The organism is Thalassospira sp. SM2505 (assembly GCF_054901115.1).
The window spans coordinates 4433671-4450155 of sequence record NZ_CM142731.1; the positions used below are offsets into that span (position 1 = coordinate 4433671).

General features: G+C 54.9%; 15 protein-coding genes. 10 read left to right on the forward strand and 5 right to left on the reverse strand.

Features of this window, described 5'->3' with window-relative positions:
• Positions 1–98: 98 nt before the first annotated feature.
• Together nadB and ACTU44_RS20725 are read left to right on the forward strand one after the other, a co-directional pair.
• Positions 99–1745 (forward strand): L-aspartate oxidase, encoded by a 1647-nt coding sequence (gene nadB / locus ACTU44_RS20720; RefSeq protein ID WP_114097110.1) that lies wholly within the window; start codon positions 99–101, stop codon positions 1743–1745.
• Positions 1746–1770: 25 nt separating this feature from the next.
• Entirely contained in the window at positions 1771–2229 is a 459-nt protein-coding gene (locus tag ACTU44_RS20725; protein ID WP_462096261.1) for an MOSC domain-containing protein, read from the forward strand.
• A 5-nt stretch (positions 2230–2234) separates the two neighbouring features.
• Here ACTU44_RS20725 and ACTU44_RS20730 read toward each other — a convergent pair whose 3' ends face one another.
• Positions 2235–2834 carry a DUF4269 domain-containing protein gene (locus tag ACTU44_RS20730; protein WP_462096262.1) on the reverse strand — a complete coding sequence of 200 codons (600 nt, stop codon included), beginning with the start codon at positions 2832–2834 and terminating at the stop codon, positions 2235–2237.
• Between the two features lie 153 nt (positions 2835–2987).
• Between ACTU44_RS20730 and ACTU44_RS20735 the strand changes: the two genes are divergently transcribed.
• Entirely contained in the window at positions 2988–3944 is a 957-nt protein-coding gene (locus ACTU44_RS20735) for an AEC family transporter (RefSeq protein ID WP_462096263.1), read from the forward strand.
• 76 nt (positions 3945–4020) lie between these two features.
• Here the strand turns inward: ACTU44_RS20735 and ACTU44_RS20740 are convergent, their stop codons facing one another.
• Positions 4021–5115, reverse strand: coding sequence for a YHYH protein (locus ACTU44_RS20740; protein ID WP_462097443.1), 1095 nt, complete (start codon positions 5113–5115; stop codon positions 4021–4023).
• Between the two features lie 99 nt (positions 5116–5214).
• On the reverse strand, positions 5215–7077 hold the full coding sequence (locus tag ACTU44_RS20745) for an ABCB family ABC transporter ATP-binding protein/permease (RefSeq protein ID WP_462096264.1): 1863 nt from the start codon (positions 7075–7077) through the stop codon (positions 5215–5217).
• Positions 7078–7329: 252 nt separating this feature from the next.
• On the opposite strand from ACTU44_RS20745, the gene ACTU44_RS20750 reads away from it, so the two are divergent.
• The 6 genes from ACTU44_RS20750 to ACTU44_RS20775 all read left to right on the forward strand — a co-directional run bounded on the left by ACTU44_RS20750 (position 7330) and on the right by ACTU44_RS20775 (position 13018).
• On the forward strand, positions 7330–8616 hold the full coding sequence (locus ACTU44_RS20750) for a glutamate-5-semialdehyde dehydrogenase (protein WP_336083042.1): 1287 nt from the start codon (positions 7330–7332) through the stop codon (positions 8614–8616).
• Positions 8613–9221: a nicotinate-nucleotide adenylyltransferase gene (locus tag ACTU44_RS20755; RefSeq protein WP_114097105.1), complete on the forward strand. Its 609-nt coding sequence runs from the start codon at positions 8613–8615 to the stop codon at positions 9219–9221. Before ACTU44_RS20750 ends, ACTU44_RS20755 begins: the two co-directional genes overlap by 4 nt.
• Before the next feature lie 55 nt (positions 9222–9276).
• The gene (gene rsfS, locus ACTU44_RS20760; RefSeq protein WP_309471199.1) at positions 9277–9666 is read left to right on the forward strand and encodes a ribosome silencing factor; all 390 of its coding nucleotides are present in this window, start codon (positions 9277–9279) and stop codon (positions 9664–9666) included.
• A 90-nt stretch (positions 9667–9756) separates the two neighbouring features.
• Positions 9757–10215: a 23S rRNA (pseudouridine(1915)-N(3))-methyltransferase RlmH gene (gene rlmH, locus ACTU44_RS20765; RefSeq protein WP_114097103.1), complete on the forward strand. Its 459-nt coding sequence runs from the start codon at positions 9757–9759 to the stop codon at positions 10213–10215.
• Between the two features lie 199 nt (positions 10216–10414).
• Positions 10415–12196 carry a methyl-accepting chemotaxis protein gene (locus ACTU44_RS20770; protein WP_462096265.1) on the forward strand — a complete coding sequence of 594 codons (1782 nt, stop codon included), beginning with the start codon at positions 10415–10417 and terminating at the stop codon, positions 12194–12196.
• Positions 12197–12244: 48 nt separating this feature from the next.
• Positions 12245–13018: a DeoR/GlpR family DNA-binding transcription regulator gene (locus ACTU44_RS20775; RefSeq protein ID WP_462096266.1), complete on the forward strand. Its 774-nt coding sequence runs from the start codon at positions 12245–12247 to the stop codon at positions 13016–13018.
• A gap of 8 nt (positions 13019–13026) precedes the next feature.
• On the opposite strand, the gene ACTU44_RS20780 is transcribed toward ACTU44_RS20775, so the two are convergent.
• Positions 13027–14361 (reverse strand): aspartate aminotransferase family protein, encoded by a 1335-nt coding sequence (locus tag ACTU44_RS20780; RefSeq protein WP_462096267.1) that lies wholly within the window; start codon positions 14359–14361, stop codon positions 13027–13029.
• Complete coding sequence (locus ACTU44_RS20785; protein WP_462096268.1) at positions 14358–15359, reverse strand: phosphotransferase enzyme family protein; 1002 nt, start codon at positions 15357–15359, stop codon at positions 14358–14360. Before ACTU44_RS20785 ends, ACTU44_RS20780 begins: the two co-directional genes overlap by 4 nt.
• A gap of 313 nt (positions 15360–15672) precedes the next feature.
• Here ACTU44_RS20785 and fabG point away from each other — a divergent pair, with 313 nt between their 5' ends.
• On the forward strand, positions 15673–16452 hold the full coding sequence (gene fabG, locus ACTU44_RS20790) for a 3-oxoacyl-ACP reductase FabG (protein WP_114097207.1): 780 nt from the start codon (positions 15673–15675) through the stop codon (positions 16450–16452).
• The last annotated feature ends 33 nt before the right edge of the window (positions 16453–16485 follow it).

Consider the following 16485-nt stretch of genomic DNA (forward strand, 5'->3'; position numbering starts at 1 on the left):
GAAAAGCAGTCCTATTCTGCGCGTCTGTTCGGAGCCAGATGATGACGCCACCGCGCCAGTTCCTGCCATCTGGCACCGCCCGAAAGTGATGGGATAAAATGTCCGAAAATTCTTTCCATTATGATGTGCTTGTCATCGGTAGTGGTGCTGCCGGTCTGTCCACCGCCCTTAAACTTGCCCCGCATGTAAAGGTCGCAGTCCTGTCCAAGGGCAAGATTGATGACGGCTCCACCAACTGGGCGCAGGGCGGGATTGCCGCCGTTCTTGATGCCACTGACAGCATTGAAAACCATGTCCGCGACACCCTGATTGCCGGGGCGGACCTGTGTAAACGCGAAACCGTCGAATTCGTCGCGGCCAATGCACCACGCGCGATTGCATGGCTTGATGAACTCGGGATTCAACTGACCCGCGATCCTGACGGGGATAACAGCCAGCCATTCCATCTGACACGCGAAGGCGGACACAGCCACCGACGCATCGTCCATGCCGCAGACGCCACCGGGCGCGCTGTGCAGACCACCTTGCAAAGTCAGGCGGTCAATCATCCCAACATCAAGATTTTTGAAAACTACCTTGCGATTGATCTGGTGACGGATCGCAAGTTTGGCGGCGAAGGTCGTCGCTGTATCGGTGCCTATGCCCTTGATCTCGATACCGGCACCGTCAAATCATTCAATGCCCGTACGGTCGTTCTGGCTACCGGTGGCGCAAGCAAGGTTTACCGTTTCACATCCAATCCGGATGGCTCCACCGGGGATGGCATCGCCATGGCATGGCGTGCAGGTTGCCGCGTAATGAATATGGAATTCAGCCAGTTCCACCCGACTTGCCTTTATCACCCGCAAGCCAAATCATTCCTGATTACCGAGGCCGTACGCGGCGAAGGTGGCAAGCTTTTGCTGCCTGATGGCACACGTTTCATGGACCGGTTTGATGAACGTGGCGAACTGGCACCGCGCGATATTGTTGCGCGCGCGATTGACCATGAAATGAAACGTCTGGGTGCCGATTGCGTTTATCTTGATATCACCCATAAGGGTGCGGATTTCATCAAGGAACATTTCCCGACCATTCATGAAACCTGTCTTGGTTATGGCATCGACATGACCAAACAGCCGATCCCGGTTGTCCCGGCGGCCCATTACACCTGTGGCGGGGTTCTGACCGATCTGCGCGGCCGGACTGACCTGACCGGGCTTTATGCCATCGGCGAATGTGCCGGTACCGGTTTGCACGGGGCAAACCGCCTTGCATCGAACTCGCTTCTTGAATGTCTGGTATTTGGCGAATCTGCCGCAAATGACATTATTGAAGCCCTCCCGGTCGAGGATCACTTCAAGCCGATCCCCGACTGGGATGAAACCGGCATTACAGATTCCGACGAGGAAGTCATTGTTGCCCATAACTGGGAACAGTTGCGCAACGTTATGTGGGACTTTGTCGGGATTGTCCGCACCACCAAGCGTGTTCAGCGCGCGCAACATCGCGTTGACTTGCTGCTGTCCGAAATCGATGAATATTACGGCAATTTCCGCGTCACCAATGACCTTCTTGAACTTCGTAACCTGTCCGTGGTTGCCAAGCTGATCATTCAATCCGCCTTGTGGCGTCGCGAAAGCCGTGGCCTGCATTACACCACGGACTATCCGGACCTTGATCAAAGCGGCTCGCCGCGCCAGACCATTCTGGTGCCTGAAAACTTTGCCGGTCGCTGGGTGATTTCCGGCCAGTGGAAGACCTGATCTGTCACAGCATTCGGGAAGAACCATGACTGTCAAAGCAGAACTGATCGGCATTGCCCGCAAGTCAAAATCGCGCGCGCCAATGGACTCACTTGATCAGGTTACGGCAAGCACAGATCTTGGCATTGACGGCGATTACCGGGGAAAGCTGCGTCGTCGTCAGGTGACAATATTGGCAGAAGAAGGCTGGCAGGCAGCCATCAATGAAATCAACAGACCTGATCTGCCATGGACAACCCGCCGGGCAAACCTTTTGGTGCGCGGAATTGATCTGCCACGTGAAAAGGGCAGTAAACTTGTGATTGGTACCGTAACTTTTGAAATCACCGGGGAAACCGATCCTTGCAGCCGGATGGATGACGCCGCTTCCGGGCTCATGGATGCCATGACGCCGGATTGGCGTGGCGGGGTGACCTGCCGGGTGATTGAAGGGGGTGAACTTCGCCTTGGCGACAGCGCCTTTGTTATTGAAACTACGGGCTAACTCACCTATCGCGGCTTTGCCGAAAGATACGTCGCAAGTTCGACCGGATTAAGCTCCACAAGGTTAGCCAGCGCGATATAGGGATCACCATCGATCTCCAGCAATTTTGCAAAGGCTGGTTCGGTTTTGACCCCGGTTTCCTTTAACGCACGCAGGTCATCGGCAAACCCATCGCCCATCAGATGAAGAATACGCGCCTCCACCAGCATATGGACAAAGCCATATTGCAAGGTCGCCGGGCAGTCGGTTGCAAAGATCTCGACAGGCAAATCATCACATGTAAAGCGCACAACCAGCGCCGGCCGGACATTCCGCGTCGCTTGGCGTTCATGACATGTAAACCCCGACATCGCCCCGAATGCGCGCAAGGCAAACTGTTCGAACGCAGTTAAATCAGATGCATGGCAAAGAATATCGATATCTGATTGCGCGGTATCAATGCCGATCGGCAATGTCCCCGCGATGACCGGATCAAATTCAGCCAATGTCTCCAGAATGCGATAATCGCGCAGAATTCCAGCGGCGGAGAGCCCCCGTGACGACGCCTGTTCCAGACCATCAAGACCACGGAAATGATCGATACACAGTTGGTCTGGCCAATTCATTACTGTTTGGTTCATTTACAAAACCATTCTGTTTCTTGACCCGATTGAACATTGCGGGGATATCTGATTGTTGCAGCCATTCCAACAAGATGGTTCTGACCCGCCACCTGCGCACTTCCTTGATCGCGCCAAACCGGAAAGCCCGTACGCCCCATGATTGATATTCTGGCGATCACGTCACCGATCTTCATGATTATCGCAATCGGATATTTCGCCGTCTATCGCAACATCGTTCCGCAAAGCATTACCCGCGGCATGGGGGCGTTTGTAATGAATTTTGCGTTGCCTTGCCTTCTGATTCGGGCATTGGCGCAACGCGATCTGACCGAAGTCATTGAACCGGTTTATCTTCTGGCCTATGGCGGTGGATCGCTTTTGGTTTTTGCCTTTGGATATCTTTATGCGCTTAAGGTCGCCGGGAAAGGACAGGCGAATGCCACCTTGCAGGGACTTGGCATGTCGATGTGCAACAGCGGCTTTGTCGGTTATCCCGTCGCGTCGCAGGTCTTTGGCCCGACCGCCGAAATTGCACTGGCCCTGTGCGTTATTATTGAAAACCTTGTGATGATGCCGCTTGTTCTGGTGCTGGGCGACAGTTCACAGAATAACGGCCAGACCCGCATGCAGGTTCTGGGCAAGGCATTCCTCAATCTTGGCCGTAATCCGATCATTATCGGTATCATGATCGGATTGGTAATTTCGCTTTCCGGGATCACGTTACCAACGCCGATCTTCAAGGTTGTTGATATGCTGGCATCTGCGTCCGGGCCGGTTGCATTGTTTGTTATTGGCGGCGGCCTTGTCGGGCTTAAGCTTAAAGGTCTGCGTGCGGACATGGCCCGCATCGTCAGTGCGAAACTCGTCCTCCATCCAATTGCAGTCTTCGTTCTGGTTTACTTACTGCCCGGTTTCGACCCGACTTTGAGGATCGCGTGCGTCGCCTTTGCCTGTTCCCCGATGCTGAGCATCTATCCGATTTTCGGCCAGCGTTATGGCCATGAAGGACTTTGTGCAGCGTCCCTTATGATGGCGACGTCCCTGTCCTTTATCACCATCAGCACGGCGTTGTGGTTGCTTGATACGACAAGTGTCTTTGGCCCGCTTCCCTAGGAAAATCGGCAATCAATAAGGGCGGTCAGAACATGCATGACCGCCCTTGTTGTTTAATGTCGTCCAAGTACCGGTTTTAACCCGGCCGCTGACCAAACGGAGGACGCTGTCCCGGGAAACCACCACCCGGAGGAGGGCCGCGACGACCATCTGGTCCACCGCCACCGGGACCTCCGCCGCCCGGGCCACCCGGCTGCATTCCGCCCGGTCCCTTGTCAAAGCTTGGATCTGGAATCCCAGCGAGCACGCGCGGAATGAACGGGAAGCTTTCAGTGACGAAATAGGCATAGGTGCCTTGCGGGTATTCCGGCGTCACGGTTTCACGCCCATTGGCTTCATCAAGATCGCCAAGGCCGGGGACAAATTCGAAATCCTCGCCATAGGTACCATCGTATTTCCCGCCCGGACCACCTTGGCGCGTTCCGTTCTTAACCCGCCATGAACTGCGCAAAGCGGTTACCGGTGATCCCGGATCATCGGGATTTGAATAGCCGAACATCGCATAGACCGGGAACCCGTCAGCCGCAAAACCGATGCGAATGGAATGCTGGCTTGGTGACCAGCTTGTGATCAGGCCTTTTGGCACGCCATGATAGTGATAGGTCCCGTCGGGCTGCACATGGGCATTGTTCTGATCAAGGCCCAGATCAAGCGTGGGTGAAATCGCTTCGTAGCGCCAACCCGACTGACGATCACGGTTCCAGAACTCGCCCGTAAACGGATCAAACGGCACACCGTTCACAGCAACCCCGAAAAGATTACGCGGATTGGGCATGAAACGTCCGCTGCGCTGCGGATTGATCGGCATACGGAATTCAAGTGACTGGGCCTTGATCGAATTGGGATTCCGGCGATTGGGGAAACTGCCCGTTGCGTGATCGGGGATCGCATTCGACGTGATATAGCGATACCGGCCGTCTTCACGAACACTGATTTCGTTTGAAAGTGCCCAGGCTTGCCGCGTCGGGTTCAGGACCATGCCGGCAAGCGGCAACATTCCCAGTCCGACCAGAATGTTGCGGCGCATCCGGTCGACTTCTTCGCGCGTATCACCGGCATATTTGCCTTCATCCATCGGTTCATGATGGTGGTGGTGGTGGTGGTGCTGGTGATGGACATGTGCATGTCCAAGCTGTTGATCCTGAAGCGCATGAAGCTCGCTTCTTGTCATTTTCGGCACTGGACTTCCCCCCAAAAGTAATCGTGACGTTATCCCTTTTATCTGGCGATAACGTCACGATGTTCCAGAGAAAAATGCACCCGATCCAAATTAACCGGGAATTCCCCCCGCATGGGCAAGGATTTCCTCGGCCTCGCGGATTTCCTGTTGCTGTGCCCACATTTCGGAATAGAGACCTTCCATAGCCAGCAATTCCTGATGACGCCCGCGTTCGGCCACCTGACCATCACGCAGGACAATAATTTCATCAGCATCAATCACGGTCGACAGACGGTGGGCAATCACAAGGGTGGTGTGACCACGCGATACTTCGCGCAGGGCCTGCTGAATGTCTTTTTCCGTTCTTGTATCAAGGGCAGATGTGGCTTCGTCAAAGATCATGATCTTGGGCCGTTTCAGCAACATGCGCGCAATGGAAACACGCTGCTTTTCGCCACCTGACAATTTAAGGCCACGTTCCCCGACCATGGTTTTAAAACCGTCTGGCAAGGCCGCAACAAAACCATCGATGCTGGCAAGTTTCGCAGCATTTTCGATTTCGCTCTGCTCTGCGCCGGGGCGGCCATAGGAAATGTTATAGGCAATGGTGTCGTTAAACAGCACCGTGTCCTGCGGAACGATACCGATGCTTTGACGCAAGGAATTCTGGGTAACATCGCGGATATCCTGACCATCAATGGTGATCCGGCCACCCGACACATCATAGAACCGGAACATCAGTCGGGTCAGGGTCGATTTACCCGCCCCGCTTGGGCCGACAACGGCAACCGTCTTGCCCGCCGGAACGTCAAAGCTCACACCCTTAAGGATGTTGCGATCAGGATTATAGGAGAAATGCACATCCTCGAACCGGATCGCGGCATCCTGACAGGCCAGCGTATCGGCACCTTCCTTGTCTTCAACCTCCTTGTCGACATCCAGCAACGAGAACATCCGCTCCATATCGGTCAGGGATTGCTTGATCTGGCGATAGACAAAGCCAAGGAAGTTAAGCGGCATGTAAAGCTGCAACAAATAGGTATTCACCAGCACAAAGTCACCCACTGTCATGGTGCCGTCTTTGACACCCTGAGCCGCCAGCAGCATGTTCAGGACAAGCCCCACCGCAATAATCGCACCCTGCCCGACATTGAGCTTGGAAAGTGACACCTGTGACTGAACGGCGGCAACCTCATAGCCACGAAGGGCTGCGTCATAACGCTTGGATTCATGGGCTTCATTATTGAAATACTTGACCGTCTCGTAATTGATCAGGCTGTCGATGGCCTTGGTGTTTGCTTCGTCATCGCGCTTGTTCATTTCGCGACGGAACTTCATGCGCCATTCGGTCACGACCAGCGTAAAGACGATATAAATCACGATGGTGACAAAGGTAATCAGCGCAAACCAGACATCATAAAGTGCCCACAGAATCGCCGAGACCATGAAGATTTCAAGCAAGGTCGGCAGAATATTGAACAGCATAAAGGACAGAAGGAATTCGATGCCTTTAACACCGCGTTCAATCGCCCGCGAAAGTCCGCCCATCTGGCGGTCCAGATGGAACCGCAATGACAACCCGTGAAGATGTTCAAATACGCTAAGCGCCGATCTGCGAATGGCGCGCTGGGCCACCTTGGCAAAGACCGCATCGCGCATCTCGCCAAAGGCCGACACAAGAATACGCACAAGACCATATCCAATGATCAATGCCACCGGCACGACAATCAGGGATGTGGTATCGGTACCAGATGACTGGACCGCTGCCCCGGCCTTGTCCCCACCGCCAAGCGCATCGACCGCATATTTGTAAAGAACCGGGATGTAAACGTTTGCGACCTTGGCACCGACAAGAAACATCAGTGCGATAACAACACGCGCCTTAAGCTCGAACTCGCTACGCGGCCACAAATAGGGCAAGAATGTTTTGACGACGCCGAACTCTGCGCGTGCAGTCGGTTGGTCGGAACCCATATTTTTCAATTTCTTATCCCCAAACAGGTACCGAACGGCATTGCGGGATGCGCGCGGTATATCTTTTTCTTACTGTCATCAACAGATGGACCGGGAAGCCGCGTTTGGCAAGCATCGTCGATTGTTTATCGACTTAAGGTCATTGCAGAGCGCGGGTTTGATGTCTATTTTGTCAATTTGTTGATAAAATCTCAAAACGACGGGTTTGAGACATGTGTGTTCAAATCATTTTCTAGGAACGGAATCAGGACCATGACGGCGCTTGCCAGTATCGAAAGCCAGGACATCGCTGCACTTATGCGCGAAATGGGTATGAATGCCCGCAAAGCTGCACTCGAACTTGCACAGGTCCCGGCCGAACCAAAAGTCGCTGCCCTCAAAGCGGCGGCTGCGAAACTGCGCGAAAACGCCGAAACCATCCTTGCTGCCAATGCCAAGGATATGGAAGCAGGCCGTGCAAAGGGCCTGACCGCCGCCCTTCTGGACCGTCTTGCCCTTGATGCAGGTCGCATTGAGGGTATTGCATCGGGTGTCGAAGCAGTCGCAGACCTTCCCGATCCTGTTGGTCGCGAACTGGCCCGCTGGAGCCCCGAACATAACGGGCTTGATATTGCCCGCGTTTCCGTACCGCTTGGCGTGATCGGCATCATTTATGAAAGCCGCCCGAACGTTACCGCCGATGCCAGCGCGATGTGCATCAAATCGGGCAATGCTGCGATCCTGCGTGGCGGGTCGGAAAGCTTCCATTCCTCGCGTGCAATCTTTGACTGCATGGTTGCAGGCATCATTGAGGCTGGCCTGCCTGAACATGCCATTCAGATGATCCCGATCACCGATCGCGCAGCCGTCGGTGAAATGCTGAAACTGTCCGATTATATCGATGTGATTGTTCCGCGCGGCGGGAAGTCACTGATTGCGCGCATCACCGATGAAAGCCGCATTCCGCTGTTCAAGCATCTGGAAGGCCTTTGCCACACATATGTTCATGCCAGCGCTGATCCACAAAAGGCTGTCGACATTGTCGTCAATGCCAAGATGCGTCGCGTCGGGATTTGCGGTGCCACCGAAACCATCCTGATTGACAGTTCGGTTGCCGGACGCCTGTTGCCGCGTATTGCCGAGGCACTGGTCGCCAAGGGCTGTGAACTGCGTGGAGATGAAACAGCACAGGCGGTTGATGGGCGGATCAAAGCTGCAACGTCTGAAGACTGGGTCACTGAATATCTTGATGCAATTGTGTCGATCAAGGTGGTTTCGGGCGTTGAAGAGGCCGTTAATCACATCAACACCTATGGCTCGCACCATACCGATGCGATCATTGCCGAAAATGCCGCCGCAACCACAACCTTCCTCAACGGAGTTGATTCGGGGATCGTGATTGTCAATGCCTCGACCCAGTTTGCCGATGGTGGTGAATTTGGCATGGGTGCGGAGATCGGCATTTCGACCGGGAAGCTTCATGCGCGCGGTCCGGTCGGAGTCGAACAGCTGACCAGCTATAAATACATCGTTCGCGGTCAGGGTCAGACCCGTCCATGACCGTACCTGCGCCAAGATCGCATGTGGCACCAAAACGCGTCGGATTGCTGGGCGGGTCGTTTAATCCCGCCCATGAAGGGCATCTGCATATCTCGCTGGAAGCCTTGAAACGCCTGCAGTTGGACGCGGTTTGGTGGCTGGTGTCACCACAGAACCCGTTAAAGCCGACAACCGGGATGGCCGATCTTGCAGATCGCTTTGATTCTGCACTGATGATGGCAAAGCATCCCCGCATTGTTGTTTCTGCAATTGAAACCGAGCTCGGAACCCGCTATACGGCCGACACTCTTGCAGCCTTGCAGCGTCGTTTTACCCAAACACGGTTCGTTTGGCTGATGGGAGCAGACAACCTGGCCCAGTTCCATAAATGGAAATGGTGGGAAAGGTTGATTTTACGTGCTCCCATTGCGGTTATCGACCGTGAGGGGTATTCTAACAAGGCATTGTCCGGGACCGCTGCGCGCCGTATGGAACGCTGGCGTATTCCCATGGACAGGGCGGGTTTGCTGGCCGATCTGGATGTTCCGGCCTGGGTATACCTGCCAATCAAGCGCCATCCGGCTTCTTCGACCGCAATCCGCGCCGAAGGCAGATGGCAGGTGTAAGCAAACGGTGATCTGGGCATTCGGTTCAAACCGGTCCAGCACGTGGAACATTAAGGTGGCGACCATAGGTACCGCAAAACAAACTCTTCAGTCTGGCGAAATGCTTGCACTGATCAAGAGTACCCTCGAAGACGACAAGGCCGAAGACCTTGTCATCATTGATCTGACCGATAAAACCTCTCTTGCCGATCATATGATCATCGCAACTGGCTCGTCCTCGCGTCGCGTGGCTTCCATGGCAGAACATATTGTCGAGGCAATCAAGGATGCCGGTCAGGGCCGTGCAGCGGCAGAAGGCAAGGAACAGGGTGACTGGGTTCTGGTTGATACCGGCGACGTCATTGTTCATCTGTTCCGTCCGGAAGTCCGCGCCTTCTACAACATCGAAGAGATGTGGGGCGTTGAAAACCCGGCACTGAAACAGCAGGCAGCGCGACTGTACTAACAGTCCGCGCAGCCCGGCTGCGCCCGACTGATATCGTTTCATTCGGGCGCATATCTGACCGATTGCAGCATAACGGCCAGGATCATAACCATGCAAATCACCCTTGCAGCCGTGGGCCGGATCAAAGCCGGGCCCGAAAAAGATCTGTTTGACCATTATGCTGCCCGACTGCGCTGGCCCTTTGTCGTGCGCGAAGTCGAGGAAAAGAAAAAGCTCCCGCCCAATCAGCTTAAAGACCGCGAAGCAGAATTGCTGCTTGGCGTCATTCCCGACAACGCCTTCCTGATCGCGCTTGACGAACATGGCAAGGAATATGGCTCCATCGAGTTTTCGCAAAAACTTGAAGGCTGGATGGATCAGTATGCCGGAAATATCGCCTTTGCCATTGGCGGGGCAGACGGCCATGGCGCGGCACTGAAATCCCGCGCCAACACGCTTTGGTCGCTTGGCAAGGCAACATGGCCCCATATGCTGGTCCGCGCATTGATCGCCGAACAGCTGTTTCGGGCCCACGCCATCCAGACCAATCATCCCTACCACCGCGAATAAGGTCTTTACGCTTCCCTGTTCGTGACCGGCCCTTCCAAAATTCAATGACAGCAACTGATGACCGAGTGAAGAAACAACTTCTCTCGTTTTTCGTGTATGTTGCCTTGCAACATAACGCCACACTCGCTAATCTTTCCCCATAAGAAAAAAACATTCCCAAAATCAAAAATACTCTTGGGTAGTGGCGAGGCTTTAAAAAATGGAACAGACCGTCCTTTCGGCACATCATGTCGCCGATGACGCAGACAGTAGCGTTGTGGCCAAAGCACAGATCAAAGATCTGATGCGCGGTATTTCAACCGCACTCGATTACATCCAGCACCTTCTGGAATTTGCCAACACGGCTGGCGAAAGTCAGGATAGCCTGATGCGCGAGATCGATGTCCGGTCTAACAATCTGCGCGCCGGTCTTGATGAAACCCGTCGCGAAATTGCCAATAGTACCGACGTCGCCCGGGATATTCAGAACACCACGCGCTCTACCGTTGCCCGCAAGACCGAGGCCATCAGAAGCGACCTTGAACGCATCAGCGCGGAACTTGAAACCAAGGCCGAAGGTGCCAACAAGGTTCTGGGTGCAATTGAAGATATCGGCAAGGGCATCAAGCTTCTGGCTCTTAATGCCGCGATTGAGGCGGCGCGTGCCGGTGACCATGGCCGCGGCTTTGCAGTTGTCGCCAAGGAAGTCGGCAATCTGGCACAAAGCACCATGCAACGCACCAACGAGGCCGTCGATCTGATCGACCTGTCCGATGTGACCCGTGCCTTACGCCAAAGCATGGCCAATATCGGTAGCGACCTTGACAGTCTGGGCAACGAGATCGAGGCATCCCTTGCCACCTTGCAGGAACGCTTTGCCAATATGTCGGATCGTCTGGCTGACATCTCCGAACATAATCAGGTGGTATTTGAACTGCTTGCAGGAAGCAAGGATGCGTCCGCGCGAACCCGCAACAAGGTCACATGGGCCCGCACGGATACCAGAAACCTTGCCGGAAGCCTTACAGACACGGGCTCGGCTCAACAGAAACTCGCGAGCTTCCTTAAGACCAATCATCTTCATGATGACCCGACCTATGATCGGCTGGCCGACATCAAGGCACGTGGCAAAATCCGGATCGCCATTGAACCGGCCTTTGTCGGTCTGTCTTTCCGCCTGAAACCGGGTGACCCGCTGCGCGGTCTTGATGCCGATTATGCACGCGCACTGGCGAAATGGCTGGGCGTTGAGTGCGAATTCGTTGAACATCCGTGGGACTTGCTGACCGAACTTCTGTTTGTTGGCAGCAAACCCGGAACCCCGGCCGCCGATGTGGTCTGGAGCGCCCTTCCCCCAAGCGAGTTTTATAAGGGAGTCGCCTATTCAGATACCTATACATATCTGAATTTCGCCCTGTGTCGCCGGGCGGGAAATACCGGTATTAACCGGCTTTCCGATCTCAATGGCAAGGTACTTGGCATCATCAACGACCCGGTCGCCTTCATGGTACTTGAAGAACAGGGGCTTCGCTGGGCAGGCAATGAAAACAAGCCCGGTGGTATTGCCAAACTTTCCAACCTGATCGCCTATAGCGACCAGACGCGCCTGCATGATGCACTGGCCGACGGGGCCGTTGATGCCTTTGCCGTTGATCAGCCGATCTTTCACTGGGCCGCAAACAATCCCGAAAGTCCCTGGCACGGCCGGATTGAGGTCCTGCCAGGCAGTATCCTGCCACTGCCATACTATTACACCGCCGCTGTCGCCTCCGATCCGGCATCCTATACCCTGCTGTGTGCCATCAATGACTTCATTGGCAGGTTCCGCACCACCCCGGAACGGACCGAAATTGAAAAGCTTTGGCAGGGGCAGGCGATCACTCATCATCTGACCTACAAGGACGAGACCGGCAATCTGATCGGGGCTGATGAGCTTGCCAGCAGCTATCATGCACATTGCAGGAAATTCGGCCTCAATCCGGTCAATCCGTCATCATTGTAACGCATTAAGCCTCTGGCGCGATGAGGGTATCGGCACTATCATCGCGCCATGGCAGCAAACAAAAAATCCCTGCGACAACAACGCATTCTAGGCGAACTGGATCATGAACCGTCCTTGCGGATCATTGATCTGGCAGAACGTCTTGGTGTCTCGACCGAGACCATTCGTCGTGACTTTGACGAACTGACCCAGCAGGGATTGATCAACCGGACCTATGGCGGTGCGGTGCGCCGGCAATCAAGCGAGCCGGGCCTGAATGAACGACACAAGCTTCACATTGCCGAACGCGAACTGATTGCCCGTCAGGCGATGCCGGTTCTGGCCGGTGCCCGCCATATCATGATCGGGTCCGGTGCAACCACAGTGCATGTCGCCAAGCGTCTGGCTGTGACCATGAATGATCTGACCGTGATCACGCATTCCTTCGGGGTCGCGACCGTGCTTGCAATCAATCCGACCATTCGCGTGATCATGGCACCCGGTCTTTATCACGCCCAGGAAGGTGCGATGCATGGCGCACAGACCATCCGGTTTCTGGAAAACTATCGGGTGGAATGGGCAATTCTTGGGGCCAGCGGCCTTGATGGTGACGGCGCAAGCGACGCCATGATTGATGCATCCGAGGTTTACGCCGTAATGATGGAACGCGCCACGCGCAGCATGATCGTCGCCGACCACACCAAATTCAATCAGTCCTTCCCGGCGCGCTATTGCGAATGGAATGGTGTGGATGTTCTGGTCAGTGACCAGAAGCCGTTGGGCGCACTGGGTGAAACCATTCGTGCCGCCGGTTCCGTGATCAAGGCCAAACAACCCGACTGAACACTCATCTAGCCACAGGCGCGAAGCGACTTGCCCAGTGCCTCGATAAAGAAATCGACTTCTGATCGTTTCAGGCAAAGGGGCGGACGAATTTTCAATGTCTGCCCGTATTTTCCGGCTGCACCGATCAGAACGCGATGACGGCGCATCGCATTGATCACATCCCCGACCAGTTGCCCGCTTGGCTGTGCCGGGTCCCCGTTAGCCGACAGATCAACCCCCAGAAAAAGACCGGCACCGCGAATATCACTGATGCGGCCATCAATCTCGGCCAGATGCTGCAACCCTTCGCGCAAATAGGTGCCGCACACGGTCGCGTTATTTTGCAAGTTCTCGTCACGAATGACGTCAAGCACCGCAAGCCCTGTGGCTGCGGCAACCGGACTTGCCGCAAAGGTGTTGAAATAACCGACATCCTCGCAAAAGGCGGCCAGCAATTCCGGCCTGACCGCAATGCCCGCCATCGGAAAACCATTGCCCATCGGCTTGCCCATACTAACGATATCGGGAACAACATCGTGACGCGCAAATCCCCAAAATGCATCACCGGTCCGGCCAAATCCGGGCTGAACTTCATCTGCAATAAACACCCCGCCCGCGCGATGGACAACCGCCACGGCCAGTCGCAAAAAGCCCTTTGGATTTGAAAAGACGCCGTCACTCGAAAAGATGCTGTCGACAATAAGGGCGGCAACACCGCAACCACGTTCTTTCAGCGTTTCAATCGCCGAATGCACAGCATCGGCAAAACCGGCAGCAATATTATCGCCATAGGCCTGCTTGTCAGGAGGCGGGATCGCAATCACGTGATCGGGCAGCGCGCCGCGCTTGATCGCCGATGGTGATATCTCGGTCACGGCCGCAGTATTCCCGTGATAGGCGCTTTCGGTAACGATGATGCCCCGTGCCCCGGTCGTACGCTGCGCAACCCGGATTGCAAGGTCATTGGCCTCGCTGCCACTGCATGTCAGAACGATATTTTCCAGATGATCAGGAAACGTCTCCTTGAGACGATCCAGATAGGTTTCCACCGTCTGATGCAGATAGCGGCTATTGATATTCAGGCGCGCAGCTTGGTCGGCCATTGCGCTGACCACCTGTGGATGACAATGCCCAACCGAGGGCACATTGTTGTAGAAATCAAGATAGTTGGTGCCGTCTGCGGCAGTCATCCAGCATCCCGATGCGGATACCATTTCAATCGGGTCGCGGTAAAACAGCACCGATGCTGCCCCGACATTGCGCAACCGGCGACTTAAAAGATCAGGTCGCGCCGGGTCATTTCTGTCCGGGGCAGAAATGTCATAGGCATTCATATCAAGGATGGGGCGCACCTCGGTCATGATACCCCCTCTGCCGCAAGATAGGTTTCCGCCATCGCAAGGGTTCCGCTGGTGAAATCGGTTCCCATTTCCTGGGCCGTTGGTGTTTCCGGATGACTTGCAATCCATGCCGTCAGCAACAACCGTCTCAGCATCACGAAACTGTCGAGCATCTCGTGATCTGCTTTGGAAAATGGCGCGATGGTTCGATACCCCTCCACCCAGGCTTCCTTGAGTGCCGGAATGATCGGGTCCAGTTCGATAAAGCTGATGGCTGCGGCAAAGTCATAGCCAAACCAGCCAAAGCCACAATCGTCAAAATCAATGACACCAAGCCGGTCGCCATCGGCCAGCAAGTTGGCAAGACGCAAATCCGCATGGATCAGTCCAAACCGCTCACTCCCCATCCCGAAGGCCATAAGTTTCTGATCCAGATGGCGACAAACCTGTTCCAGACGAGCCAGCCCGTCCGGGTCCAGCCCCGGTGCAGCACGCCAGTCCCCCCAATGCGGTGTTGCGCCAAGGGTGGTGTCAAATGTCCAGCTTTTGCGCACAAAATTCACCGAACGCGACCATTTCCGGGCATGACCATGCAACCGGGCACTAATCGCACCCAACTTGAAAAACCCGTCGATCAAGGCATCATCGGCGGATGGTTCATCGCCCTTCATGAAATCAAAGGCCACCACATGGCGGGTAACGCCATCCTGATCAAAACCGGCCACCAGTGATCCGTCACTGCGCAAGCGCGGTTTGGGCGTATCGACCACGTCAGCCGCGCGCAAGGCATTGATCCAGGCAAGTTCGGACTCGATTTCGGAACGGGTGTGATAACCGGGCCGGTGTACCCGCAAGATCATCCTGGCACCCGTATCCGGATCGGTCGCAAGGAAGGTGGCGTTTTCCGAAACCGTCAAAAGCGACACGATGCTGTCAGGCCCCATACCCCAGCCGCCCAAAACCGATATTGCACCAGCCTTAAGGGCAGCAATCAGCTCGTCATCGTAAATTCCGCCCAATATTGGCCTCCCTCATTCCCAAGCTGAAACCGTCTCGAAACCTGATCGGGTGACTGCCATCAAAGCCGTTGAAAACTGTCGGCATTGGCCCAAGGCATCCGTCACGCATTTCACCGGATAAGCCGTTTTAGACGGCCTTCTGTGAATATTGTGCTCTAAAATGTGTAACTTGCAACATTTTTTGTTGCATCACGGAAAAATTGCCCCGATCATCTGAAAAACATAACGCACCGCACAATCAGGGACGACGCACCCGTCAGACGCTTTTCAAATGCATCGACCGGCGTGCCGTGACTTCATGAAAGGATCCCTCATGCTGACTTCAATTTCCGGAAAAAGCGTCATCGTTACCGGTGGCTCCAAGGGCATTGGCAAGGGCATCGCCAGCGTCTTTGCAAAACAGGGCGCAAAGGTCATGGTTGTGGCCCGCACCGAAAAGGATGCGGTCGTAACGGTTGAGGAAATCAAGGCTGCCGGTGGTACAGCGGATATGTTTCTGTGTGATGTCGCAGATTGGGATCAGGTCATGGGCATGGCGGAATACACCGCAAAGACCTTTGGCGGGATTGATATCCTGTGCGCCAATGCCGGTATCTTCCCGCAGGTCAAAATGATTGAAATGGGTGCAGATGACTGGGATCAGGTCATGTCGACCAACCTCAAAAGCAGCTTTCTCTGCGTAAAGGCCTGCATTCCCTATTTCGAGAAAGCCGGCAAAGGCCGGGTCGTGATCACCTCGTCCATAACCGGTCCGGTCACCGGCTATCCCGGTTGGGCGCATTACGGTGCGTCCAAGGCTGGTCAGCTTGGTTTCATCCGGACTGCCGCAATGGAACTGTCGCGCTATAACACGACGATCAATGCCGTGATGCCGGGCAATATCATGACCGAAGGTCTGGCTGATCTTGGACAGGATTACCTGGACTCGATGGCGAACTCGATCCCGCTCAAACGTCTGGGCAGTGTCGAGGACATCGCCAATGCCGCCCTGTTCTTTGCATCCGACGAGGCCGCCTATATCACCGGCCAATCCATTATCGTCGACGGCGGACAAATCCTGCCTGAATCGCTTGATGCACTGGGCGAGATCTAAGCAAAAAACGAGATACTCACCCGGGAAACACAA